The sequence below is a fragment of the Caulobacter sp. LARHSG274 genome (genome assembly GCF_052871235.1).
This window is the reverse complement of sequence record NZ_JBIXJO010000001.1, coordinates 17,125-41,123: the sequence shown is the minus strand read 5'-3', so window position 1 is coordinate 41,123 and position 23,999 is coordinate 17,125. Positions and strand designations below refer to the sequence as shown.

At 68.9% G+C, this 23,999-nt stretch carries 22 protein-coding genes; 11 read left to right on the top strand and 11 right to left on the bottom strand.

The window, feature by feature from the left end:
• Positions 1-5: 5 nt before the first annotated feature.
• From sctC to ACIPQB_RS00195, 3 genes are read right to left on the bottom strand one after another with little or no spacing between them, the layout of a single operon-like run.
• Entirely contained in the window at positions 6-1,907 is a 1,902-nt protein-coding gene (gene sctC / locus ACIPQB_RS00205; RefSeq protein WP_446483174.1) for a type III secretion system outer membrane ring subunit SctC, read from the bottom strand.
• A gap of 12 nt (positions 1,908-1,919) precedes the next feature.
• Positions 1,920-3,929: an FHIPEP family type III secretion protein gene (locus ACIPQB_RS00200; RefSeq protein ID WP_446483173.1), complete on the bottom strand. Its 2,010-nt coding sequence runs from the start codon at positions 3,927-3,929 to the stop codon at positions 1,920-1,922.
• A 21-nt stretch (positions 3,930-3,950) separates the two neighbouring features.
• On the bottom strand, positions 3,951-4,427 hold the full coding sequence (locus ACIPQB_RS00195) for a lytic transglycosylase domain-containing protein (RefSeq protein ID WP_446483172.1): 477 nt from the start codon (positions 4,425-4,427) through the stop codon (positions 3,951-3,953).
• A 484-nt stretch (positions 4,428-4,911) separates the two neighbouring features.
• On the opposite strand from ACIPQB_RS00195, the gene sctU reads away from it, so the two are divergent.
• The 8 genes from sctU (at position 4,912) to ACIPQB_RS00155 (ending at position 11,095) form a co-directional block, all read left to right on the top strand.
• Entirely contained in the window at positions 4,912-6,087 is a 1,176-nt protein-coding gene (gene sctU / locus ACIPQB_RS00190; protein ID WP_446483171.1) for a type III secretion system export apparatus subunit SctU, read from the top strand.
• Positions 6,084-6,464, top strand: a complete 381-nt coding sequence (fliO, locus tag ACIPQB_RS00185) for a flagellar biosynthetic protein FliO (protein ID WP_446483170.1) — start codon at positions 6,084-6,086, stop codon at positions 6,462-6,464. The genes sctU and fliO overlap by 4 nt, the downstream gene beginning before the upstream one ends.
• A 92-nt stretch (positions 6,465-6,556) precedes the next feature.
• Positions 6,557-7,234 carry a hypothetical protein gene (locus ACIPQB_RS00180; protein WP_057185105.1) on the top strand — a complete coding sequence of 226 codons (678 nt, stop codon included), beginning with the start codon at positions 6,557-6,559 and terminating at the stop codon, positions 7,232-7,234.
• Between the two features lie 101 nt (positions 7,235-7,335).
• Entirely contained in the window at positions 7,336-8,106 is a 771-nt protein-coding gene (locus ACIPQB_RS00175; protein ID WP_446483169.1) for a DUF6683 family protein, read from the top strand.
• A gap of 25 nt (positions 8,107-8,131) precedes the next feature.
• Positions 8,132-8,623 (top strand): hypothetical protein, encoded by a 492-nt coding sequence (locus tag ACIPQB_RS00170; RefSeq protein ID WP_446483168.1) that lies wholly within the window; start codon positions 8,132-8,134, stop codon positions 8,621-8,623.
• 55 nt (positions 8,624-8,678) lie between these two features.
• The gene (locus ACIPQB_RS00165; RefSeq protein ID WP_446483167.1) at positions 8,679-9,440 is read left to right on the top strand and encodes a DUF6683 family protein; all 762 of its coding nucleotides are present in this window, start codon (positions 8,679-8,681) and stop codon (positions 9,438-9,440) included.
• Positions 9,441-9,488: 48 nt separating this feature from the next.
• Positions 9,489-10,238, top strand: coding sequence for a DUF6683 family protein (locus tag ACIPQB_RS00160; protein ID WP_446483166.1), 750 nt, complete (start codon positions 9,489-9,491; stop codon positions 10,236-10,238).
• A gap of 11 nt (positions 10,239-10,249) precedes the next feature.
• Positions 10,250-11,095: a DUF6683 family protein gene (locus ACIPQB_RS00155; RefSeq protein WP_446483165.1), complete on the top strand. Its 846-nt coding sequence runs from the start codon at positions 10,250-10,252 to the stop codon at positions 11,093-11,095.
• A gap of 21 nt (positions 11,096-11,116) precedes the next feature.
• Here ACIPQB_RS00155 and ACIPQB_RS00150 read toward each other — a convergent pair whose 3' ends face one another.
• The 8 genes from ACIPQB_RS00150 to ACIPQB_RS00115 all read right to left on the bottom strand — a co-directional run bounded on the left by ACIPQB_RS00150 (position 11,117) and on the right by ACIPQB_RS00115 (position 19,068).
• Complete coding sequence (locus ACIPQB_RS00150; protein WP_446483164.1) at positions 11,117-11,632, bottom strand: hypothetical protein; 516 nt, start codon at positions 11,630-11,632, stop codon at positions 11,117-11,119.
• Positions 11,629-12,234: a hypothetical protein gene (locus ACIPQB_RS00145; RefSeq protein ID WP_446483163.1), complete on the bottom strand. Its 606-nt coding sequence runs from the start codon at positions 12,232-12,234 to the stop codon at positions 11,629-11,631. Before ACIPQB_RS00145 ends, ACIPQB_RS00150 begins: the two co-directional genes overlap by 4 nt.
• A gap of 188 nt (positions 12,235-12,422) precedes the next feature.
• Positions 12,423-14,153: a LysM peptidoglycan-binding domain-containing protein gene (locus ACIPQB_RS00140; RefSeq protein WP_446483162.1), complete on the bottom strand. Its 1,731-nt coding sequence runs from the start codon at positions 14,151-14,153 to the stop codon at positions 12,423-12,425.
• A 746-nt stretch (positions 14,154-14,899) separates the two neighbouring features.
• Entirely contained in the window at positions 14,900-16,420 is a 1,521-nt protein-coding gene (locus ACIPQB_RS00135; RefSeq protein ID WP_446483161.1) for a class I adenylate-forming enzyme family protein, read from the bottom strand.
• Positions 16,413-17,207, bottom strand: a complete 795-nt coding sequence (locus ACIPQB_RS00130; protein WP_446483160.1) for an SDR family NAD(P)-dependent oxidoreductase — start codon at positions 17,205-17,207, stop codon at positions 16,413-16,415. Before ACIPQB_RS00130 ends, ACIPQB_RS00135 begins: the two co-directional genes overlap by 8 nt.
• On the bottom strand, positions 17,200-17,538 hold the full coding sequence (locus ACIPQB_RS00125) for an EthD domain-containing protein (protein WP_446483159.1): 339 nt from the start codon (positions 17,536-17,538) through the stop codon (positions 17,200-17,202). Before ACIPQB_RS00125 ends, ACIPQB_RS00130 begins: the two co-directional genes overlap by 8 nt.
• 2 nt (positions 17,539-17,540) lie before the next feature.
• Positions 17,541-18,338 (bottom strand): enoyl-CoA hydratase/isomerase family protein, encoded by a 798-nt coding sequence (locus ACIPQB_RS00120; RefSeq protein ID WP_446483158.1) that lies wholly within the window; start codon positions 18,336-18,338, stop codon positions 17,541-17,543.
• Positions 18,339-18,369: 31 nt separating this feature from the next.
• Complete coding sequence (locus ACIPQB_RS00115; protein WP_446483157.1) at positions 18,370-19,068, bottom strand: carboxymuconolactone decarboxylase family protein; 699 nt, start codon at positions 19,066-19,068, stop codon at positions 18,370-18,372.
• Between the two features lie 188 nt (positions 19,069-19,256).
• On the opposite strand from ACIPQB_RS00115, the gene ACIPQB_RS00110 reads away from it, so the two are divergent.
• The 3 genes from ACIPQB_RS00110 to ACIPQB_RS00100 all read left to right on the top strand — a co-directional run bounded on the left by ACIPQB_RS00110 (position 19,257) and on the right by ACIPQB_RS00100 (position 23,974).
• Positions 19,257-20,495: an acyl-CoA dehydrogenase family protein gene (locus ACIPQB_RS00110; RefSeq protein WP_446483156.1), complete on the top strand. Its 1,239-nt coding sequence runs from the start codon at positions 19,257-19,259 to the stop codon at positions 20,493-20,495.
• A complete protein-coding gene (locus ACIPQB_RS00105) occupies positions 20,492-21,574 on the top strand; it encodes a phosphotransferase family protein (protein ID WP_446483155.1) in 1,083 nt (360 codons plus the stop codon). The genes ACIPQB_RS00110 and ACIPQB_RS00105 overlap by 4 nt, the downstream gene beginning before the upstream one ends.
• A gap of 81 nt (positions 21,575-21,655) precedes the next feature.
• Positions 21,656-23,974, top strand: a complete 2,319-nt coding sequence (locus ACIPQB_RS00100; RefSeq protein ID WP_446483154.1) for a TonB-dependent receptor — start codon at positions 21,656-21,658, stop codon at positions 23,972-23,974.
• Positions 23,975-23,999: the final 25 nt, after the last annotated feature.

Genomic DNA, 23,999 nt, shown 5'->3' with positions numbered 1-23,999 from the left:
GGCGCCTAACTCGGGTTTGGGATGGGTTGCATCGTGCCGGTGGTCGGCGGCGGGGGAGCGGCAGGTCGCGCCGCCGGGGCGGCGCGACCGGCCTTGACGGCGCGCGGCGGCCGCTTGCGATCGACCGGCAGGGGCGGGGCCGAGGGCAGAGGCGCGTTCTCGAAGCCGGAGGCCGGCGCGTCGTAGCGGAGCCCAGCCTGGGCGGCGGAACGGGCGGTCCCGATCGAGGCCAGGCGCGGGGTGATCAGGAACATCCGCTCGACCCGGCCGCTGCTGCGCGACTGCACCTTGAACAGAGCCCCCAGCCCGGGAATGCCGCCGAGCACGGGGATCCGGCTTGAGCCGGTGGAGTCCGACTGCACGGTCATGCCGCCCAGCAGCAGGCTCTGGCCTTCGACGATCAGCGCCTGGGTGTTGAGGGCCGAGCGCCGGACGACCGGGATGTTGTCGACGCTGGCGTTGGTAAGGGCGCCGTCCTCGATGCTGACCAGCATGCGGATGCGGGTCTGGTTGTTCTCGCGGGTCACGTGCGGCGTGACGCGCAGGGTCGTGCCGCTGCTGACGTTGAACAGGTCGACGTCGCGCTCGCCCGCCAGGCGGACGTAGAAGTCGCGGGTGTTTTCGAACACCGCCTCGACGTTCGACAGGGTGACGATCTGCGGCCGCGACACCACGCGGGCCACGCCTTCGGTCTCCAGGGCGTTGAGGCGGGCGGCGAAATAGTCGCCGTTGCCGATGATGGTCGAGGCCACCAGGCCGGCGGCCGACTTGGGCGAGGTGGAGCCGCGCACCAGGTTGCTGTCTTCGAGCCCGGCCGGCGCGTTCGGGCCGCGGCCGAACTGGATGCCGCCGTTGCCGTCGTCGAACCGCCAGTTGACCCCCAGGTCGCGGGCCTTGGTGGTGTCGATGTCGATGATCGCCGCTTCGATCTCGAGCAGCTGGGGCTCGACGTCGAGGGCCCTGACCAGCTCCTCATAGGCCGACATCCGCTCGGCCACGTCGCGGACGATGACGGCGTTGAGGCGGGAGTCGGCCTGGATCCGCACGGGGTTTTGCGGGGAGTAGACGTCGGTCTGCTCATTGGCCAGCGGCGTGCCGAGCGGGCCCGGGTCGGCATAGGCCGGACCGGCGGGATTGGGCGTCCCCAGCGTCGCCAGGCCCTGGCCGCGCAGGCCCTGCACGGCGGCGGGGATCAGTTCGCTGCGGGCGCTGGCGCCCGACCGCTCGTGGGGATCGGAGCTGACCAGCGAGCGGACGATCGAGGCGACGCCCGGGATGGTCACCTGTTTGGAGCCGACGGTCAGGTTCACGTCGTCGGCCCAGCCGTAGCGCAGGTAGAACACCCGATACTGCAGGGTGGGCGAGGCGGCCTCGGCCCGGGCGCCGCCGCGCGACAACTCGTCGATCTGCTGCAGGAAGCGCGGCGAGCCCGAGGCCAGCAGCAGGTCGCCCGTGGCGCGCAGGGTGTTGCGGCCGTCGAGCAGGTCCAGTTGGCGGGCTGCGCGGTCGACGCGCCGCGCCGCGGAGGCGGAAAGCGGAAAGCTGCGGCTCGACAGCTGGGCGGCGGTGTAAACATAGGCCGCGCCGCCGTCGTAGTAGGTGACCAGGTCGAAGGCCTTGGCGACATCGGCCTCGATCTTGGCGGCCGGGCCGCGGAACACACCGTTGATCGTGCCCGCCACCGACGACGAGATCACCACCGGCACGCCGACCTGGTTGTAGAAGTTCTGCAGGAATTGGCTGATCGGCTGCTCGCGCGCGGTCAGGTCGACCGTGTGCGCGCCCAGCGGAACCTCGCCGGACTGGGCGGCCGGGGCGAGGGTCAGCAGGGCGGCGCTGAAGCCCATCGCCAGGACGGCCTTGGGCCAGCGGCGGGCGCACGCGGCAGGGGAGGGTCTTAGGCGCATTGCGTCTCCGGGTCAGGCCGCTGCAGGCGTCGGTTCGGGGGGCGGGGATTCGGTCGGCACGAGGGTCAGCGGGTCGCGCGGGAAGGCGACCCGGCCGGCGATCTCGAGCTTGAGGGTGGGCAGCAGCTCGTGGAACGACAGCACGCCCAGATCGAAGCGGGCCGGTTCGACGAGCTTGCGCAAGTGGCGGCGCAGGTCGATCGCGGCCAGCAGCACCGGAACCTGGGTTTCGTCGACCTTGGCGAGGACGGCGTCGGTGATCCGCCGCGACATCTCCGGATCCAGCGCCAGCTGCGGGGCCCCGCCGGCGGTCCGGATGGACTCGCGCAGGTGCTGCTCCAGCGGCGGCTCCAGCACCACCGCGCGCAGGGCGCCGTCGGGGGCGTAGCGGTGGCTGATCTGCCGGCGCAGGGCGACCCGGGCGAATTCCGTCAGGGCGAAGGGGTCCTTCTCCCGCTGGCCGGCGTCCGCCAGCGACTCAAGGATGTCGCGCAGGTTCCGCAGCGGCACCTCTTCCTCCGCCAGGCGGCGCAGGACCTCGGCGATCCGGGCCAGGGGCAGGGCGCGGGCGGCTTCCTTGACCACTTCGGGATAGTCGGCGCCGGCGCGATTGAGCAGGGTGCTGGCTTCCTGGATGCCGACGAACAGGCCGGTGTTGCGGCGCAGGGCCTGGCGCACGGCGTCCTGCAGGGCGGGCAGGTCGGACGGATCGGCCAGGCCGCCGGCGCCGATCGGGGCTTCGAAGGCCAGCAGCCGCCAGCGCGCGGGACCGGCCGCCTCGCCATAGTGGAACGAGGCGCGGGGCAGGGCGACGCCGAGTCGGACCTCGAAGCCTTCGAGCACCTCCTCCAGGGCCCGGGCCAGGACCGCGCCCTCGTGCCGGCGCACGCCGTCGCCGTCCAGCTCCAGCAGCAGGGGGACGATCGGCTGGGCGTCCAGGGTCCGCGTCTGGGCGACGACCGCCGGGGCCTTGGTCTCGTCGGCCAGGACGCGGCCCGGAAGGAAGCGCTTGGTCAGCTTGCCGCGCAGCTCGACGTCGAGCAGGGCGCCGGTGACCAGGCCCACCCCGCCCAGCAGCAGGAACACCGGCGCCGGGAAGCCGGGGATCAGGGCCAGCAGCCAGCAGATGCCGCCCGAGACCAGGAACACCCGCGGCTTGGCGGCGAACTGCCGACGCACGGCGTCGCCCAGGTGGCTGTCGCTGTCCTCGTCGGTGGTGCGGGTGACGATCAGGCCGGCGGCCATGGCGCCCAGCAGGGCCGGGATCTGGGTGACCATGCCGTCGCCGATGGTCAGGATCGAGTACTTGTGGATCGCCGCGCCGAACTCCAGCCCCTGCTGGATCATGCCGATGGCCAGGCCGCCCAGCAGATTGATGACCACGATGATGATCGAGGCGATAGCGTCGCCCTTCACGAACTTCATCGCTCCGTCGAGGCTGCCGTGGAGCTTGCTCTCCATCTCCAGCACCCGCCGGCGGCGCTTGGCCTCATCCTTGTCGATCATGCCCGAGCGCAGGTCGCTGTCGATCGACAGCTGCTTGCCCGGCATGGCGTCGAGGCTGAACCGCGCGGCCACCTCGGCGACCCGCTCGGCGCCCTTGGCGATGACGATGAACTGCACGACGGTGATGATCAGGAACACCACCAGCCCGACCACCAGGTTGCCGCCGGCCACCAGCGTGCCGAAGGTGTCGATGATGTGCCCGGCGTGGCCCTCGATCAGGATCATCCGGGTCGTGGCGATCGACAGGGCCAGCCGATAAAGGGTGGTGATCAGCAGCAGGCTGGGGAACACCGAGAACTCGACGATGGTCGAGATGTAGATCGCCACCAGCAGCAGCATGACGCCGAAGCAGATGTTGACCGCCACCAGGGAGTCGAGCGCCAGGGGCGGCAGGGGCAGGATCATCAGCCCGACGATGGCCACCACGCCGGCGACCAGGAACAGGTCGCTGAACCGGGCCACCAGGCCCTGCGAGGGGCGGCGCTGCAGGCGCTTGAGGTAGGTTTCGACGCTCATGGTTGGCCCCCGTCGCCTCGCCTACTGACCGCCGCGGGCGGAAACGAGGGTCCGGTACCGGCCCAGGACGCTGGTCACGTAGTTCTGGGTTTCGCGGTAGGGCGGGGTCTTCAGGCCGTACTTGATGACCGCGCCTTCGCCGGCGTTGTAGGCGGCCAGCACCAGTTCCAGATCGTTGCCGAAGCGCCCCTGCAGGGTCTTCAGATAGGCCGCGCCGGTGCGGATGTTGGTCCGAGGATCGTTCAGCTCGACCAGCGGCTCGCGGACGCCGAAGCGGCGGGCGGTGGCCGGCATGATCTGCATCAGCCCGCGCGCGCCCTTGGGCGAAACGGCGGCGGCGTCGCCGCGCGATTCCACGTGCATCACCGCGCGCAGCAGGTCGGGATCGATGTCGTAGTCGCGCGCGGCGGCGGCGGTCTGGGCGGCGTAGGGCGTGGTCCCCAGACCGCGCGAGGCGACCACCAGCGGCGGGGGAAGCAGCCTGCCCGCCGAGATCACCGTGGTGACCGCGGCCGGCGCGTCATAGAGCTGGAGCTGTTCGGATGCCGCCGCCGGTTGAGTTTCCGCGGTGCAATGGGCGAGCGATAAAGAAAACTTCTCGTTGAGCTGGCTCGATGAGCTGAATTTCAGTCCGCCTTCGGTCTCGCATTCATAAGCATGCGCTAGGTGAGGATAAAACAATATTGTACAGGCGATAGTCTGCCATACGCAGAACTTGCGCATACATCCGTCCCTCTATCTAGCGCCCCTTTTGTGTTTCCCGACCCATTAAACGTTAACTTTGGCTTAGATATCCTGTCAACTGCGCAATCGTGACAATTTTTCATTTCTGTATACTGACTTATAGGCGAGCCTTTCTAAGGTTAAGCTTGTGACGCTCTGAGGTTAAGCTTGTCATCTTTCCGCCCTATTTAAGGGTGAATTCGCTACCTCCACAGGTTGGGTCGCGGTCGAGAAACCGGGTTCTTCGCGGGCACACGCTATGGCTGAGAAGAACGACGGCGGCGACAAGACCGAAAAGCCGACGCCGAAACGCCTCTCCGACGCGCGAAAGAAGGGCGACGTCCCCAAGAGCAAGGATGTCACCTCCACCGTGGTTCTGAGCGCCTGGGTCCTGCTGGGGCTGATGGTCGCCGGCGTCACCCTCGATCGTCTGGGCGGGCTGTTCGACGAGATCTTCGCGGTCATCGACCGGCCGTTCGCCCAGGCCTGGCCGATCGCCGGCGCAGCGGCGGGCCGGGCGCTGGTGACCATCACTGCGACGCTTCTGATTCCGGCCGCGATCGTCGGCATGCTGGCCGAATTCGCCCAGGTCGGACCGGTCTTCACCCTCGAGAAGATGACCCCGAAGATGTCGCACATGAACCCCGGCGAGGGGCTCAAGCGGATGTTCAACACCGACAACCTGTTCGAGGTCGTCAAGTCGCTGGCCAAGACCGTGCTGCTGGTCGTGCTGACCTGGATCGTGGCGGCCGCGGCCTTCGACAAGCTGATGGCCGTGCCGACCGGCGAGGCCGACGGCGCCCTGGCGGCCTATGGCGGGCTGACGTTCCAGCTGCTGGCCGGCACCGTCGGGGTGTTCCTGTTCGTGTCGATGCTCGACTACGCCTACCAGAAGTTCTCCTTCACCAAGAAGATGCGGATGAGCCGGCGCGACATCCGCCAGGAGATGAAGGATTCCGAGGGCGATCCGCACGTGAAGGCCCATCGCCGCCAGCTGCACCAGGAGTGGGCGCAGCAGAACGCGGTCCAGGCGGCGCGCGACGCCTCGGTGCTGGTGGTCAATCCCACTCACATCGCCTGCGCCCTGGCCTATGACCCCGCCGAACACGCCGTTCCCGTGCTGCTCGGCAAGGGCGAGGGGCTGATCGCCCAGGCCATGCGCGAGGCGGCCGAGGCGCAGGGCGTGCCGATCATCCGCAATGTCGAACTGGCGCGGGCCCTGCGCGACAAGGTGGCGGTCGACGACATCATCCCGCAGGACCTGTTCGCGGCGGTGGCCGAGGTCATCCTCTGGGCCCGCCGCCTGCGAGAGGATGCGGCGAGCAACGAGCCTTCTCCCGCCGAGCTGCCTGCCGATCAAGACGGCGCCGAGTCCGGGCCGACCTTTCCGCCGCCACCGGAAGGCGGCTTGCGACCCGATCAGGAGCCCTCATGAACGTCGCCGGCGCCCTGCTCGAACTGCTGACCGTCGCCTTCGCCCTGGCCATCGTGCTGGGGCTGGCGTTCTTCTCCCTCAAGCTGCTCAAGCGCTTTCAGACCGGCGCGCCCAGCGACGACCAGATCCGCTATCTGCGCGCCCTGCCGGTGGGCCAGCGCGAGCGCCTGACCCTGGTGGCCTATCGCGACGAGGTGTTCCTGCTCGGCGTCACCGCCGGCCAGATCACCGTCCTGGACCGCCGGACCCGCACGGCCGAGGAACTGGCCGCCGAGGCCAGCGCCGCCGAACAGGCCCGCCGGCGTGCGGCCCAGCCCTCGATGGCCATGCGCCGGCTCATAGGGAAAACCCTAGCTAGGGAACGCCCCAACTTCTGAGCGTGAAAACAAGATGGTTCTCTGACCCTGCCGGGCGACGGAGCGACGCTCCTTAAGCCCTCCCGAGCAAACCGGAACATAGGAGTGTCGACATGTCTTTCCTGGGAATTGGCGGCGGCGGTAACCTGTTCAGCGGCATCGCGAGCCTGGCCCTGCAGGGCGCTTTGGGCGTCGCCACCGGCGGAGCCTCGCTGCTGGTCACGACGGCTCTGAAGAGCGTCATGATGGCGGTCGGCGATCAAGTCCTCCAGCAACTGGGGCAGCAACTCGGCCTGCCGCAGGGCGCCATCGACTTGGCCCAGGCCGCCTTCCATGGCGCGGCGGGCGACCCCGGCGGCGCGGTTCAGAACCTGAGCGAAGCTTCGCAAGGCCTGTCGTCCGCCATCGGCGGCGGCGCCTTCGAAGCTGGTCAGATCGAGCGCACCGCTCAAGGCCAGGTCCAGGATCTCATCGCCCAGGCCAACGAAGCGGCCAATCGCAGCCGCGACGACTCTTCGAGCGGCGATGAAGCCGGCGTGGGCCGTGGCGGCCGTGGCGGCGACAGCCTGCTGGTGGCCATCGCCAAGGCCATGGGCAAGGTCATCGACTCGAAAATGGGCCAGATGGCCGACAAAACGCAGCAGATGGGCTCGGCCAAGGGCGAGAAGTACGGCCAACTGTCGGCCGAGGTTCAAGCCCTGGGTCAAGAGATCAGCATGGTCAGCAACTCGCTGAACAACGCTATCAAGGCGATCGGCGAAGCCTCGGCCCAGCTGGCTCGCAAAGGCTAGGCGGTCAGGAACCGGCATTCGGGCGGGGGGCGTATGCTCCCCGCCTATTTGTCGTCACAGAACGGTGTTTCCATCTTAGGATGTAAGATCGGAGTGGTTGAATGAAGCTGATCGCGAGCCTTGCGGGCCTGACCCTGGCCCTGGTTCTGGGAAGCGGCATGGCCGCGCGGGCCCAAGGCTTTCCCGATCTGGGTTATATGGGCACGACGATCGGGGCTGGCGGCCTTCAGACCTCAGCGATGAACAACGTCATCTCGATGAGCGTGCAGTCACAGTCCGCGCCGGCTCGTGGATCGGGCTACGCGACGGACGCCCGCGGAGCGTTGGGCCTTCGGCCGCGGGGCTCGGGGGTCACGACCTACAGGGCCGATCCGCAGGTCGCCGCGCGTGTCCAGAAGCAGTTCTCCGATTGGATGGCCAAGCAGGCCGGGCCGGACGCCGGCCGACAGGTGGCCGCCGCCATGCAGCGCACCAATCCCGTACGCAACTGGTCGCAGCTCGTCGCGTCCGACGGCCTGCGCGCCGGCGACACGGCTGACGCCCTGGCGGGCTATTGGGTGCTCAACTGGATGATCGCCAATGGCGGCGACAACACCCGCGCCCAGACCCTCGCCGTGCGCGACCAGGTTCGACCGATCATCGCCAACAACCCCGCCTACAGCCGCTTGGACGAACCCCATCGGCAAGAGTTCGCCGAGATCCTGATGCTGAACTTCCTGATCCAGCATGCGGCCTATGTCGATGCGATGAAGCGCGGCGACCAACCCACCCTGCGCAAGCTGGCGGACGCGGCGGTGGCGCGGTTCCGCAATGAGATGGGCGTAGACCTGCGCCAGCTGCGATTGACCGACCAAGGCATGATCAAAGGCTGAAGCCGACGGTTCCCAGGAGGACGTGATGATCGTCAACGCCGCATCCGCGACCCGTGCGCCGCCGCAAGAGACCGGCGTCGATCCGCTCGATCGGGCCATCCGTGATTTCGAACGCACTGGTCAGGTCGAGGCCGGCGCGTTCGCCGAGGTCGATCCGCCCACGCTCCGCAACGCCCTATCCAGCCTGCCGCCGGCCGCGCGCGGCGCGCTCGAACGCGAACTTCAGGGCAAGGGGCTTGGCGGACTGTTAGGAGGGGTCGTCGCGGGCGCGACCGGAACGGTCGCAGAGGTCGCTGACGCCGCTGTCGAGACGCCCTCGGAGCATCGCGCCGAGGAGATGGGCACGGCCTGGCAGGTGCAGGGGCTGGACCGGCTCCGCGCCCAGGGACATCTCGACGCCACTCTGTCGTCCTATGGGGCCGTCGAGCGCGAGGCCGCGGCCCACGCCAGCAACGTTTCGGTTCGGCCCGATCGCGAAGAAGTCTCCGGCGATCTTGGCGGAGCCGGGGATCGATAGCGCCCAAGGCGAAAACGTTCGTAATGGCGGCTGCGAGCGAACATCGAGAGAAACCATGGGTTTGATGCTCAAGGCTGTAACCTTCGCGATGGCGCTCGCCCTGACATCGTCCGCCTTCGCGCAAGACTTTCCGGCCCCGTTCTCGGGCTTGACGCAATCCGAGACCAACCGGATGCTGATGGACGACCTTCGCAACCGGAATCTGGGTCTGCTCGACTCTCCGCGCACGACCGGCCAAGCCAGGGGCGCGACACTGGCCAACCGGTCGGCCGCCACGCCCTCGGTGTCGTCAGTCTCGACCCGCTACACCGCCTCGCCGCAGGTCAGCGCGCGCGTCCGCAAGCAGTTCGCCGACTGGATGGCCACGCAGAGCAATGCCGAGGGCGGCCGCAGCGTGGACGCGCTGCTGGAGCGCACCGACCCAGTGAACAACTGGGCCCAGCTGGTGGCCAGCGACGGCCTTCGTCCCGGCGATGCCGCCGACGCCTTGGCCGGCTACTGGGTGCTCAACTGGGTCATGGCCAACGACGGCGACAGCAACCGCACGCAGGTCCTGGCCGTGCGCGATCAGGTTCGGCCGACCATCGCCAACAATCCCGCCTACGCGCGCCTCGACGAGGCCCAGCGCCAGGAGTTCGCCGAGATCCTGATCCTCAACTTCCTGATCCAGCACGCGGCCTATGCCGAGGCGATGAAGCGGGGCGATCAGGAGGTGTTGCGAAAGCTTTCCGATGCGGCGGTGACCCGGTTCCGCAACGAAATGGGCGTGGATCTGCGCCGGCTGCAGTTGACCGACCGCGGCATGGTCAGACGCTAGGATGTTATCCACTGGAGGAAACCGCGTGGCGAAAACGAAGAGGGCCAAATGAAGCGTCGTCTGGTCCCGTTGCTGGGCGTCGCGGTGCTGGCCTTCGGCCTCCCGGCCGCGGCCCAGGACTTCTCCGGCGTCGCCGGCCAGTACATGGATTTCGGCGCGTCGATGATGGCGGTCGGCCAGATGAACAACGTGCTGGGCTCGACCGTGCAGGGCGGCGGGAGCGGCCATCGCCGCGCCGACCCCAGCGCGATCTCGCGCCCCGCCGCATCCGTCGATACTCGCTATCGCCCCTCGCAGACGGTCTCGAACCGGGTGCGCGGGCAGTTCGCCGATTTCCTCGCCAAGACCGACCCGGCCAACGCCGACCGCCTGCGCCAGACCGTCCAGCAGCAGGACCTGCTGGGCCTCTGGGAAAAGCACGTCTCGGCCGACGGGTTGCGTCGCGGCGACGTGGCCGACGCGATGGCCGCCTATTGGGTGCAAAACTGGCAGATCGCCAACAATGTCGCCTTCACCAACCGCATCCAGGTCCAGGCCGTCCGCGGCCAAGTCTATCGGGCCCTTGGGTCCAATCCTCGGTTCCCCCAGCTCGACGACGCCGGCAAGCAGGAGATGGCGGAGGTGTTCATGCTCAACCTCGTGGCCCAGGGCTCGGCGTTCTCCGACGCCGCGTCCCGGGGCGACAAGGACCTGAGCCGCCGGCTTTCCGACGCAGCGGTCGCGCGCTTCCGCAACGAAATGGGCATCGATCTGCGCCAGATCGCGCTGACCGACAAAGGGTTCATCCGGAGACCCTGAGCTCCGCGGGGATGGAAAGCGCGCATCAACGCCAGAATCGCTGGCCGACCGACGCGCTTTGCGTTCAAATTATCGAGGAAGGGTCCATGGAGCTCCGTCTTCTTACCGCCGTCGTTGTCATCGGCCTTAGCCTGCCTGGGAAGGCCCCCGCCCAGATGAACGCCTTCCCACTGGACATGGTGACACCCCGATTCCAAGCTCAGACGCTTCAGACCGTCCTGGAAGCAAACGCCCGGTCCTTCGAGCCTGGGCCGGGGAGCCGCGCCAGACGCTCGCCGGATCATACGGGGGCGACACCCCGGCCCGCGCAGCGACCCGCGCTCCGGGGCGCGGCGTCGACGACTTATCGAGCCTCGCCCCAGGTCAGCGCGCAGGTCCGCAGGCAGTTCTCGGACTGGATGGCCAAACAGACCAGCGCCGAGGGCGGTCGTCTGGTCGCCCAGGAGCTGAATCGTATCGACCCCGTGCGCAGCTGGGCTCAGGTCGTTGGCGCCGACGGCTTGCGTCCTGGCGACACGGCCGACGCGCTGGCCGGCTACTGGATTCTCAACTGGGTGATGGCCAATAGCGGCGACAGCGATCGCACGCAGGTCCTGGCCGTGCGTGAGCAGGTCCGACCGATCATTGCCGCCAACCCCGCCTACGCTCGCCTCAACGAGGCCCAGCGGCAGGAGTTCGCCGAAGTGCTGATGCTGAACTTCCTGATCCAGCACGCGGCCTACACCGACGCCCTGAAGCGCGGCGACCGGAACACCGCGCGCCGGATCGGCGACGCCGCCGTGGCGCGTTTCCGCAGCGAAATGGGCGTCGATCTGCGCCAGATCGCGCTGACCGAGCACGGGTTCGTGCGGAGATGATGAGCGCCGCGGCTCGGGCCGCTAGGCCCCGCCGCGCAGCTCCTGGGTCGCGCCGTCGATGATGCGGACGAACTGTTCGACCGCGTCGGCCTGCGCCGCGCCCGGAGCGGGTTCGCGTTGCAGGCCGGCGGCGATGGCGCGCATCAGCGGCTCGACGAGGGCGGCCGGCGTCATGTGGGGCTTGTCGACGGCCTGGGTCCGCAGTTCGCGGGCGAAGTCGGCGAGCACGCGCTCGATCCGCCCCGCGTCGACCGGCGAGGTGGCCGACAGGCGGCCGGCGACGGTCTGGCCGCTCTGGGCCGCCAGGGTGCGAAGATCGCCGCCCACCTGCGCCGTGCTGCTCTGACCGTGCTCCGCCCAGGCCTGGGCGACCACGCCGCCCCGGTCGCCGCCGTGCAGCGGATCCATCAGGGCCGCGCCGGTGATCGTCGCCATGGCTTCCAGGGCCAGACGCGCCACGCCGGCCCGCGCCGCGGTGGTCGAGGGCGTCGAGGTCGAAAGGTCGGCGCTGGCGACGCGCTCTATGGGACGGATCATGGGGCGGCCTCCACCTTGGCGACGTGCAGGCCGGGCTTCAGGGCGCTCCACCCGACGACCGCGCCGATCGCCTGCATGCTGTTGCGGCCGTCCGCCAGTTCCTCGTTCTCGCCGTCGAAGGTGAGAACGGCGACCTGCCGGTCGCCCTGGCGCAGGGCGAAGCGGGCCCAGGGATAGCCTTCGACGATCCGCAGCCGGGCGTCCGGATAGGCCGCCGCGAGGTCGGCGACGGACGTTCCCGGGCTCAGCGGGGTCTTGGCGGTGTTGGCGACCCGGTCGGCGCGGACATAGCGTCCCGACAGGTTGGCGCCGACGCCGCAGCCGGCGAAGTCAGTAGCCACGGTCGCGCTGGCCGACGCGAGGCTCACCGTCACGTGGGCGGGGCGGGCGGCCAGGTCCTGGGCGCTGACCGAAAGGTCGGTTCCCTCGAACGGCACCACATTGGCGGTGATCGTCTGGCCGTGCAGGGGGCCCTCGGCTTGGAGTTCGCAATCGGCGGCCGCGCCGGCCCCGTCGGCCGAACTGGCCCCGCCCTTGAGGCTGACCCGCCATCCGGTCGCGTTCGGCGCGAGGATCAGGTCGGCGCGGCGACCGTCCCGCATCACGTAGGTTCCAGCCGGAGAGGGGGCAGACGAGGACGCCGCCTGGGCCTGGGCGGATCCGGTCGCGGCAGGCGGGGGGGCGAGCGCCGCCGCCGGGCGCTCGCAACCGGCCAGGGCCACCGCAAGGGCGAAGAGGGAAAGCCGGCGTGGACCCATCCGGCCAGAACGCGAAACGCGTCCGGTGGTTCTCATCGGCCGAGCATCGCCAGGGCGTCGCGCCGTTCGCTGGCGAAGCGATTGGCGACCGAAGCCTGCACGTCGGCCGAGGCGCTGGCGAAATAGGCCAGGGTTCCGTCCGCGCCGCGCTTGCCGCGCTCGTCATAGACGGCGTTGATCAGCGCCCGGTCATAGGCTTGGCCGTCGGTCGGCTTGACGCCCTGGGCCTCCACCCGGGCCATGGCCCGTACGATCACCTGGCTTTGCGGCCCATGCTGCACGGAAGTCGACCAGGCCACGTCCTTCAGGGCGGCCGAGCGCGTCGAAAGATCCAGGCCGGTCGCGTCCTTCACGTGCTGGACCTGCACCGCATAGTGGGTGCGCTGGATATAGGCGTGCTGGGCGGCTTCGAACCTTTCGGGCTCGCGCGCGGCGATGGCTTTCCAGGTGGCGGTGAACGCCGCCGAGCCGGGACGGGAGCCGCCGAACTCCGCCGCCCAGGCCTGGCCCTCGGCGGCCAGGAACTGCTGCGGACGCCCCAGATTGCCGGCCAGTTGATAGACGCCGTACGACACGCCGCCGGGGTCGCCGTGGCCCGACGACACCGTGCCCGGTCCCCGTCCGCCGGTCTCGTACCGCTCGGACAGGACGCCCAGGCGTCGGCCGTCGTCGCTGACGGCCGACGCCTGGGTCGTCGCACCCCTGGGCGGATCCAGGCGATCGACGTTCACCAGCACATAGTTGAAGGTCTTCTGGTCGCCCAGGCTGTTCCAGAAGGCCTGGTAGTCGCCGGGCCGCATTGTCTGGCAACCGGCTGAGCCGGTGTTGCTGGCGCCGCCGGCGTGAAACAGGAACGAGTTGTCGGTGCTGCGCCCCGCGCCGCGCGGATCAGCGGCGTCGATGCGGCCGTCGTGGTTGGTGTCGCGCTGCACGCCCAGCGCCTGGGTCGGGCGCAGCACGTCGCCGAGATTGGCGCTGTGGCTCTTCTGGAAGCTGATTGTCCCTTCGGCCATCCGGCCGAGTTCCCGACGGCCATCGCCGTTGAAGTCTTCGCCGTAGCGGCCGTCGTATTGGCTGGAGGGCTCGGTATTGGCCGAGAACTCACGGACCGCGCCGCCGGAGCTGTTGGCCTGCAGCACCACGATCCGGTCGTCATAAACGCCCTTGCCGTTGTTGGCGTTGACGGCGGTGTCGTCGCGCAGGCCCAGGATCAACTGCCGTCCCGCAGCCAGGTCGGCCTTCGCCGCGGCGTCGCCGTGGGCGTTCACATAGCCGGCATAGAGGTCGAACTTCTGGCGCGCGCTCAGGCCGGCGGTCTCGGGCAGGGCGCCGGCAGCCGGGCGAGTCGCGCTGGCCTGGACCACGGTCGAGACGGGCCTGGTCGCGGCGGGATCGCCGTCGCGGGCGGGAATTCGCAGATCCTGGCCGATGCGGATCCGGTCGGGGTCGGCCAGATGATTGGCCTCCGCGATCGCCTGCCAGGAAACCCCGAATTGCGCGCCGATCTTCGACAGGGTGTCGCCGTCGCGCGCGGCGTAGGATCGGGTCTCGCCGCCTGGCGGTAGGGTGATGGTCTGGCCCGGGCGGATGAGATTCGGATTGACGATCTGCGGGTTGGCGCGGATCAGCGCATCGAGCGACACCCCGCGCTCGGCCGCGATGCCCGACAGGGTCTCGCCGGGCTTGACCACGTGATCGTCCGGGGCGGGGCCGGAGCGACCGCCGCCGACGGAAGCCTGGGCGCTCAGGGAGACGGCGGTCATCGAAGAACTCCTCGGACGGGCAATATTCAGAGGCTAGTCCCAGCGCTTGCGTCACATAATTAGGGAGAACCCTAGGTAGGGAACCTAGGTGTGCAGGCGTGGCGATAAGGCGCTCGGGCCACTCGCCGGTTAGCCGATTTGGGCGCTGGCCTTCGGTCGGTCCACCCGATCGTCAGAGCCTTCAATGTTCACGATCGGCGATTGATGACTTGCCACCAGCCGCACCAGATCGGCTTGCCGCGCAGCGCCGGTCTTGGCGAATAGTTCGCGCAAATGCGTGCAGACCGTGGCTACAGAAAACGTCAAAGCCGCGGCGACTTGGCGGACGCCGCCGCTCAGCAGTCGGACCTCGGCGGGGTCAAACCATGGAGTCGGGACACAATCGCCGCCGGCGGATCGACCTCCAATTGGGCTTCGCGCACGAAGACCGTCGGCATGGCGTCAGACGCGCCCCGCCCGGTCGCGGCCAAGGGCGGAACCTGCCGTTCTCGGCTCCGGTCGCCAACCGAACGGCGTCTCCGACCTCCCTTCGAGATCGGAAAATGTGTCACGGATGTCTCCGAACACCTGTCACGGATGTCCCCGGTCTGAACACCCAAAGGAATAGGGATCCGACCTCCGCTCAGGGTCGACCTCGCCCGTAGGCCGATGGCCTGAACGTCCAGTTCCTGGCGCTGAGCCAACGGCAGCTTCTGGCGTAACACGATCTGTCGAGGAGGTTTAGAGCCCGCTGCGTTTCTCGGAGGTCAGGCGGCGCTCCGACGCCGACGCTGTACTTCTTCCGTGGCGCGTGCGGCCATGGTCTTTTTATCGAGCTTGCCGGTCGGCGTAAGGGCCATGGCCTCGACCAGCACCAGATGTTCTGGCCATTTCTTGCGCGAGATCCCGCTGGCCGCCATGTGGTCGAGGAGAGCGGACAACTGCAGTGACGGGAACCCAGGACGCAGCCGGCAGACGGCGCAGGCCTGTTCACCGAGCTTGGCTTCGGGCACGGCGACCACGGCGACCTCGGCGATCGCCGGGTGCCTGAGCAGGGCGGCCTCGATCTCGGCGGGGTCGATGTTGAAGCCGCCGCGGATGATCTGGTCCTTGATGCGGCCGACGACGCGGACGAAGCCCTCGTCGTCGCGGACGATCTCGTCGCCCGTCAGGTAGAACCCGTCCGGGGTCATGCGCTCCTGGCCCGCGCCCATGCCCTGGGCGTAGCCGAGGAACAGCGATGGCCCTCGGACGCCGGCCTGGCCGCGCTCGCCGCGCGGCAGGGCGACCAGTTGGGCGTCGAACGCCTCCTCCGCCGTGCCGGGGAAGGGCCATCCGTCGTAGGCCTGGCGGCGGTCGAGGGGATGTCCCGGCCAGGTCGAGCAGTGACCCATGCATTCGGACATGCCGAACATCCGCAGCGCCTTGATCCCCAGGAGCGTGTCGGCGTCGGCGATCAGTTCGGCGGTCATCGCGCTGCCGCCCACCGCCATGGCCTTCAGCGGCAGGCGGCCGGTCCAGAGGCCCTGGCGCGCCGCCTCGACCATGGTGAACAGGTGGGTCGGCACCGCGATCGCCCAGCCGCAGCCGAAACGTTCGGCGCGGGCCATGGCCTGGACCGGATCCCAGGGATCGACGAAGACCAGCCGCCGCCCCTGCGACAGTGCGAAGTGGGCGGTGAAGGTGAAGCCCGGCGCGCTGTCCAGCGGCACGATGCCGAGCAGGGCGTCGTCCGGCGCCAGACGGGCGATCGCGGCGCAGGCGCGGGTCGCATAGTTCAAGGCCCCCGCGCCGTGCATGACTCCTTTGGGCGTCCCGGTCGATCCGGAGGTGAAGCCGATCAGCACGGCGATCGCGTCGCGAGGATCCTCGGAGCGCTCTGAGGCGCTCGGCATGATCTCCCACGTGTCGGCCTGGGCGCAGACCACCTTGGCGGCGTGGCCGAGCGCGGCTTCCAGCGCCGCCAGTTCCGCCGGACCCAACTTCGGGGAATAGGGACAGAACACGCCTTCGAGCGCGGAGACCGCCAGGGCCGCGGCAAGGGTTCCGGCCGTCTTGTAACCGGCGACCAGCACACGGTCGCCCCGCCCCACGCCGCGAGCGCGAAGCTCGGCGGCGAGGCGGTCGGCCAGGCCGGCCAGCTCGGCCCTGGACCAGACACGGTCGTCGCAGTCGACCAGGGCCGCAGCGCGAGGGTCGGCTCGCCAGTGGGTCTGGAATTGCGGCCAGAGCCGCGCTTGGGTCCATGACAGGACGCCCGATCCGTCCGGAAGCGGAAGCTCAGGCAAGGGACTGTCCTCCATCGACGAGATAGGTCTGGCCGGTGATGAAGCTGCCGGCGCCGGAGGCCAGCAGGGCCAGCACGCCGCAGACCTCGAGCGGCGCGCCGAACCGGCCCAGCAGGATGCCGGCCTTGGTCTTCTCCTGGATGTCGGCGTCCAGGGTCTGGGTCATGCCGGTCTCGATCGAGCCGGGCGCGATGGCGTTCACTCTGATTCCGTGCCCGGCCCACTGGGCGGCCAGGTCGCTGGTCAGGTGGACGACGGCGGCCTTGGAGGTGGTGTACGGCACCACCCGACCAGCCTCCGGGCGGTAGGACAGGAAGGCGCCGACCGAGGCGATGTTGATGATCGCGCCGCCGCCGTGCTCGATCATGTGACGCGCCGTATGGCGGCTGGCCAGGAAGGCGCCGGTGACATTGACCTCCATCACCTTCTTCCAGCCCTTCAGCGGTATGTCCTGCGGCAAGCCCCACCAGGAGGCGCCGGCGTTGTTGACCAGGATGTCCAGCCCGCCGAGCCGCGCAACGGTCTCGGCCACCGCCGCCTCCACCGAATCCTCGTCGGTGACGTCGCAGGCCAGGCCGAAGGCCTGGACGCCGAAGCGGTCGGCGATCCGCTGGGCGGTCTCGGCGCAGTCGGCGGCGTTGCGCGAGGCCAGGGCGACCGAACAGCCGAGGTCGGCCAGGGTCGCGGCCATGGCCTCTGCCAGGGCGCCGCGGCCGCCGGTGATCAGGGCCCGCTTGCCGTCCAGGCGGAACAGCTGGTTGACGAAGCCGGGCGTCTCCTCAGCCATCGGCGGCCCCCGCCAGCAGGTCGACTTCCTCGGTGACGACGATGATCCGCTTGCCGCCCATGCCCTTGGTCTGGCGGGTGGCCGCGGCCCATTCGGGAGAGGCGAGGGCGGCGTCGAGCCCCGCCTGGTCGGCGAAGGTCAGCACCGCATGGCCGTCCCAGGCCGGCGCGTCGGGACTGTCGTAGTCCCGCGTCACCGCGCCATGCCGGTAGGCCTGGAGGCCGGGCAGGACGCGGGCCGCCGCGGCGTGGGGGCCGCGCCACCAGGCCGTGAACTGCTCGTGCGTCATGTCCGGCGGCCGGCTGGCCAGGACGACCATGCTGACGGCCATGGTTAAGCGCCCGTCCAGACCGGCTTGCGCTTCTCAAGGAAGGCGCTGACGCCTTCGCGCGCATCGGCCGAGTGGTGAACGACGTTGCAGGTCATGGTCTCCAGGGTAATCAGGGAGTTGGTGTCGGCGTCCAGCCCGCGATTGACCGCCATCTTGGTCATCCACATGCAGAACGGGCTGAGGTCGAGGAAGGGCTGGCAGAACTCGGCGATCAGGGCGTCGAACTTGTCGGCCGGGGCCGAGGCGTTGCACAGGCCCCATTCGGCGCATTCGTCGCCCGACAGCAGCTTGCCCGTCAGCATCAGCTCCTTGGCCTTGCGCATGCCGATATAGCGCGGCAGGCGATAGATCGGGCCGGCGCCGCCGAACAGGGCGCGGCGGATGTGGAAGTCGCCGATCTTGGCTTCCGAGGCGGCCAGGGCGAAGTCGCAGCTGATCATCAGCTCGAAGCCGCCGGCGACGGCGTAACCCTCGACCGCCGCGATCGTCGGCTTACGCATGTTGAAGATCTTGTCGTAGGTGCGGGCCGAATCGATCGCCAGCTGCAGCGAGGTGCTGGTCTCGTGCAGCACCGGCCCGACCAGCTGGTCCAGGTCCGCACCCGAGCAGAAGGTGTTGCCGCGGCCGCGGAAGACGACCGCCAGGGCCTTGGGCTCGGCGGCGACCTTGTCGACGGCGGCTTCCAGGTCGCGCAGCAGCTGGGGGCTGACGCAGTTGCGCTTGTGGGGGCGGTTCAGCCAGATCGTGGCCAGGCCGTTGTCCGCCAGTTCGTACTGGATGACGTCCTGTTCGAGTTCCATCGTGATCTCCTTGTGAAAGTGGTGGTGGTTTTCAGGTCGCCTGGGCGTCGGGCGGCGCGAGCATGGCGCCAACGCCCATCCAGGCGGCGATCCCGGCGGAGGGCACCGCGCAGAGGACGGCCTCGGCGATCTCCGCGTCGGTGGCGCCGGCGTTGCGCGCGCCGCGAACGTGGGTGAGGGCCATCGGGCTGTAACCGGCGGCCAGGATGGCCAGCAGCAGCAGTTCGCCGTGCTTGGGGCTGAGGGGATTGGCGTCGAGGCTGCCGCGCCGCATCAGATAATAGGCGTCGGCCGCCTGCGGGCTGAGGCGCAGCAATTGGCGCAGGGGCGCGGGAATGGTCCCGAAATAGGCGGTGAAATTGGCGATCGCCTCGCCGTCGGCCGCCGTCGGCAACGGCTGGGCGGGCGGGGCTTCGGCGTCTCCGAACACCGCCTGGATGACGCCGGCGAATTCCAGGGCCGCGCCTTCGCCGCGCAGGCTGCTGAGGACGATGAGGCCCGCGACCGCCTCCTTGACGGTCAGGCCCAGGTCGCGTCCCCGGCCCAGCTCACGCAGCGCCAGCGCCTCGTAGCGGCGATCGACGGCGGCGACGGCCGCGAACAGGGCCTTGAGCCGGGCCGGCACCGCGCCGTCCGTGTCGATCACCTGCCGGAACCCGGCATAGCCCGCCAGGGTGTAGGGCGCGAACCCCTGGAGCAGCGCCACGTCCATTAGCGGACTTGTTGTCATCGTTTCTCTCCTTGCCCCTGTCATGTTCGACCGACTGGTCGGGCGTCAAGCGCAAAAAAAGTTGGCTGACCAGTTTGACAGCCGACCGGTCGGTCGGGTAGCCATCTAAGCGACCAACCGGACGGTCGAGTGTTTCGCGACAAAAAAGATCCGGCCGACGGGACGAAACGTGGCCGGAAGGGGCGCTTATGGATTTCGAGCAATCAGCCAGGTCGCGCGAGTGGATGGAGCGGGTGCGGTCGTTCATGGACGATCACATCGCCCCCGCCCTTCCGACCTATCACCAGCAATGCGCCGCCCTGGATCGCTGGCGCGAAATCCCGCCGGTGTTCGACGAGCTCAAGGCCAAGGCCAAGGCCGCCGGCCTGTGGAACCTGTTCATGCCGCCGTCGGACCATGACGACGCGTTCTTCACCAGCGTCGGCCTGACCAACCTCGAATACGCGCCGATCGCCGAGACGATGGGGCGCATCTACATCGCCGCTGAAGTCTTCAATTGCATGGCGCCCGACACCGGCAATTTCGAGGTCCTGCACCGCTACGGCACGCCGGACCAGAAGCGGCGGTTCATGGTTCCGTTGCGGGACGGCGAGACCCGTTCGGCCTTCCTGATGACCGAGCCGGACGTGGCCTCGTCGGATGCGCGCAACATCCAGACCTCGATCCGGCGCGACGGCGACGACTATGTGATCAACGGCCGCAAGTGGTGGTCGTCGGGTGCGGGCCATCCGCGCTGCGCCTTCTTCATCCTGATGGGCAAGACTGATCCGGACGCGCCGGCCTACCGCCAGCAGTCGATGATCATCGTGCCGCGCGACGCCCCCGGCGTCACCTTGGTGCGGCACCTGCCGGTGTTCGGCTACGATCACGCACCGCACGGCCATTTCGAGGTGCGGCTCGAAGACGTGCGGGTCCCGGCCGAGAACATGCTGCTGGGCGAGGGGCGCGGGTTCGAGATCGCCCAGGGGCGGCTGGGGCCGGGCCGCATCCATCACACCATGCGCAACATCGCCACGATGGAGACGGCGCTGGAGAAGATGTGCCGGCGCCTGGTCGAGCGCCGGACCTTCGGCAAGGCCATCGGCGAGCACTCGGTCTGGGAGCAGAGGATCGCCCGCGCCCGCTGCGAGATCGAGATGGCCCGGCTGCTGTGCCTCAAGGCCGCCCACCGGATGGACACGGTCGGCAACAAGGAGGCGCGCGCCGAGATCGCGATGATCAAGATCGCCGCGCCCCGGATGGCCCAGCAGATCGTCGACGACGCCATCCAGGCCCATGGCGGGGGCGGGGTCAGCGACGATTTCGGCCTGGCCGAGATGTGGGCCAACACCCGCATCGTCCGCCTGACCGACGGTCCCGACGAGGTTCACGAGCGCCAGCTGGCGCGCATGGAACTGGACAAGTACCGCACGGCGGTCGCCTCGTGAGCGCCGCCCAGCCCGCCGCCTATCTGGGCTCCACCCGCGCGGTGGCCGAGGGAACCCAGTTCGACCAGACGCGCCTGACGCGGTACCTGGAGGCGCACGTGCCCGGCTTCCGCGGGCCGCTCGTCGTCGAACAGTTCGAGGGCGGACAGTCCAACCCGACCTATCTGCTGATCACCTCCGACCACCGCTACGTGCTGCGGCGCAAGCCGGCCGGGGTGTTGCTGAAGTCCGCCCATGCGGTCGACCGCGAATTCCGGGTGACGCGGGCCCTGTTCGAGGCCGGGCTGCCGGTCCCCGAGCCCCTGGTCCTGTGCGAGGACGAGGAGGTCATCGGCAGCATCTTCTATGTGATGCGGCATGTGCCCGGCCGGGTGTTCTGGGATCCGCAGATGCCCGATCTTTCGCGCGACGACCGGGCCGCGATCTACGATTCCGCCAACGCCACCCTGGCCCAGCTGCACCGCGTCGACTACGCCGCCCTGGGCCTGGACGATTTCGGCCGGCCGGGAAACTATTTCGCCCGCCAGATCTCGCGCTGGTCGCGCCAGTACGAGGCCTCGCGCACCACCGACCTGCCGCAGATGGATCGCCTGATCGAATGGCTGCCCGGCGCCGTCCCCGACGACGGCGACCGCAGCACGATCATCCATGGCGACTATTCGTTCCACAACCTGATCGTCCATCCGACCGAGCCGCGGGTGGTGGCGGTGCTGGACTGGGAGCTGTCGACGATCGGCAACCCGGTGGGCGACCTGACCTATCACATGATGGAATGGTTCCGGCCCGCCGGGGTCGACGTGCGCGGAACGCTGGCCGGCGCGGACCTGGCGGCGCTCGGCATTCCCAGCGCCGAGGACTACGCCGCGCGCTATCGCGACCGGACGGGCTTCGACGTCGACCCGATCCACCCCTTCTACCGCGCCTTCAACCTGTTCCGCGTCGCCGCGATCCTCCAGGGCATCGCCGGCCGGGCCCGGGACGGCGTCCAGACCGACGCCAAGGCGGTGGAAATCATCACGCGCATCAAGCCGCTCGTCGCGGCGGCGTGGCGCGAAGCTCAGGCGGCGGGAGCCAGCTGACAGTCAAACAAGCGTAATCATCAACATCAAGGGCGAGATCGGCGACCACAAGCTCGACGCGCCCCAAGGAGGGAAACCATCATGTTCAGGAACACGCGTTCGCAGAAACTCCTGGGATTGTTGGCGGGGGGATCGCTTGCGGCCCTGGCGGCGCCAGCCCTGGCCCAGACCGCGGCGCCGCCGGCCGCCGCGCCGTCGCCCGCTCCGGCCGCCAAGGACAGCACCACGCTCGACGACATCATCGTCACCGCGACCCGTCGTTCCGAACGCCTGCAGGACGTGCCGATCGCCGTCAGCGCGCTCAATGAAAAGGCTATCCAGGCCCGCAAGATCGACAACTTCGCCGAGGTCGTGAAGATCGCGCCGGGTCCCAACTTCGTGCCGGTCAAGGGCACCTCGGTGATCACCGTCCAGATCCGGGGGCAGGGGACGATCAACGACTCCCCGGGCCTGGAGAACCCGACCGGGGTCTATATCGACGACATCTATTACGGCACGCTGGCCTCCTTCGACGCCAACATGTTCGACGTCTCGCAGATTTCGGTGCTGCGGGGGCCGCAGGGCACCACCTTCGGCCGCAACGCCGTCGGCGGCGCGCTGCAGATCACCAACAATACGCCGGTGCTCGGTGACTATTCGGGCCGGGTCACCACGACCGCGTCGGCGTTCGAGGGCGGCAGCACCGGCGTTGAAACCGACGGCTACGTCAATTTCCCGATCTCCGAGACCCTGGCCGGCCGCCTGGCGGCCAGCGTCAAGCGGGTCGAGGGCTATCAGCACAACCTGGTCACCGGCCATGACCTGGCCGACAACAAGGTGGCGTCGGTTCGCGGTTCGCTCCGCTGGCGTCCCAACGACCGCCTGGATGTCGTGGCCAGCGTGTCCTACCTGGACCGCGGCGGCTATGGCGACGGGCCGGCCCTGATCGGCGACGGCGCCGTGGCGGCCGCGGCCCAGCGCGCGGGCGGCGGCGACCTGCACAAGGTGTCGCTGGACGTCGACGGTTCGACGGACCGGCAGATCTTCGCCAGCGTCGTCAACGCCAGCTACGACCTGGGCTTTGGTCACATCGCCTCGATCACCGGCTACAGGTCGCTCAAGGCGGTGCTCTACGAAGACGCCGACGGCGGTCCCAACCCGATGAGCGTGCCGTCCTTCAACACCAATAACGAGCGGCAGTTCAGCCAGGAATTCCGCTTCACCTCGGACCTCGGCGGCTCCTTCGACTTCATCGCCGGCGTCTATTTCGGCTACGAGGACCTCAACCACAAGATCGGCTTCGGCTTCAACGGGACCGACCCTCTGCTCTTTTTCTCGATCCTGAACGGCGGGCTCTATACGCCGGGCCAGGTGTTCGAAGGCCAGATCAAGAACCGCAGCTTCGGCCCCTATGTCGAAGGCAAGTACAAGCTGACCGACAAGTTCTCGATCACCGCCGGACTGCGCTACAGCTACGAGCGGAAATCAGGCTTCACCCAGCACAGCGGCTCGTCCCCGTTCCAAGGCGGCCCCTATTACCAGGTCCTGCCGGCCAACAGCGACGCCACCGACAGCTGGGCCGGCTGGACGCCGCGGTTCATCGCCGAATACAAGCCCTTCACCGGCGGCCTGCTCTATGCGTCGGCCTCGCGCGGCTTCCAGGGCGGCGGATGGACCTTCAATGTCCGCACGCCGCTGGCGGCCAGCACGCCGCTCAAGGCCCAGACCACCTGGAGCTATGAGGCGGGGGCGAAGGCCGATCTGTTCGAGCGTTTGCTCACCCTCAACGTCGCCGCCTTCTTGGCCGACACCAAGAACCTTCAGGTGCGATCGCAGGTGAACGGGGTCTTCCAGGATTCCAACGCCGGCGAGCTGCGAGCCCAGGGCGTCGAGTTCGAAGGCGTGCTGCGGCCGGCCGAGGGCTTCTCGCTGGGCGTCAACTACGCCTATACCGACGCCCACTACGCCAAGTTCACCGGCTGTACGGCCGGCGGCCTGAACTGCACGGGCAACGACGCGCCGTTCACGCCCAGGAACGATTTCACCGCCCTGGTCGACTACAGCCACAAGCTGGCCAGCGGCGGCTCGCTGGACTTCCACTTCGACACCAAGTTCGCCAGCAAGTTACAGCTGACGCCGACCGGCGGCGGCCAGCGCGCCGTGCCCTTGACCAAGAAGCGCAACATCGCCAGCGGCTCGGTCACCTACACCTCGGCCGGCGGCGGGTGGGATCTGCGCCTGTGGGGGCGCAACCTGTTCGACAAGCAGTATGTGACCAACGGCCTGCAGTACAATTTCTACCATGTCAGTCGCGCCGAGGTCACGGCGGCCGGCGGCCTTGGCTTCCTCGACACCGAGCGCGTCAGCGTCGCGCCGCCGAGACAGGTCGGCCTGACGCTCACGCTTCGCTTTGGCCAATAGTAGGGTCGCCTAGAGGACGGGGCTC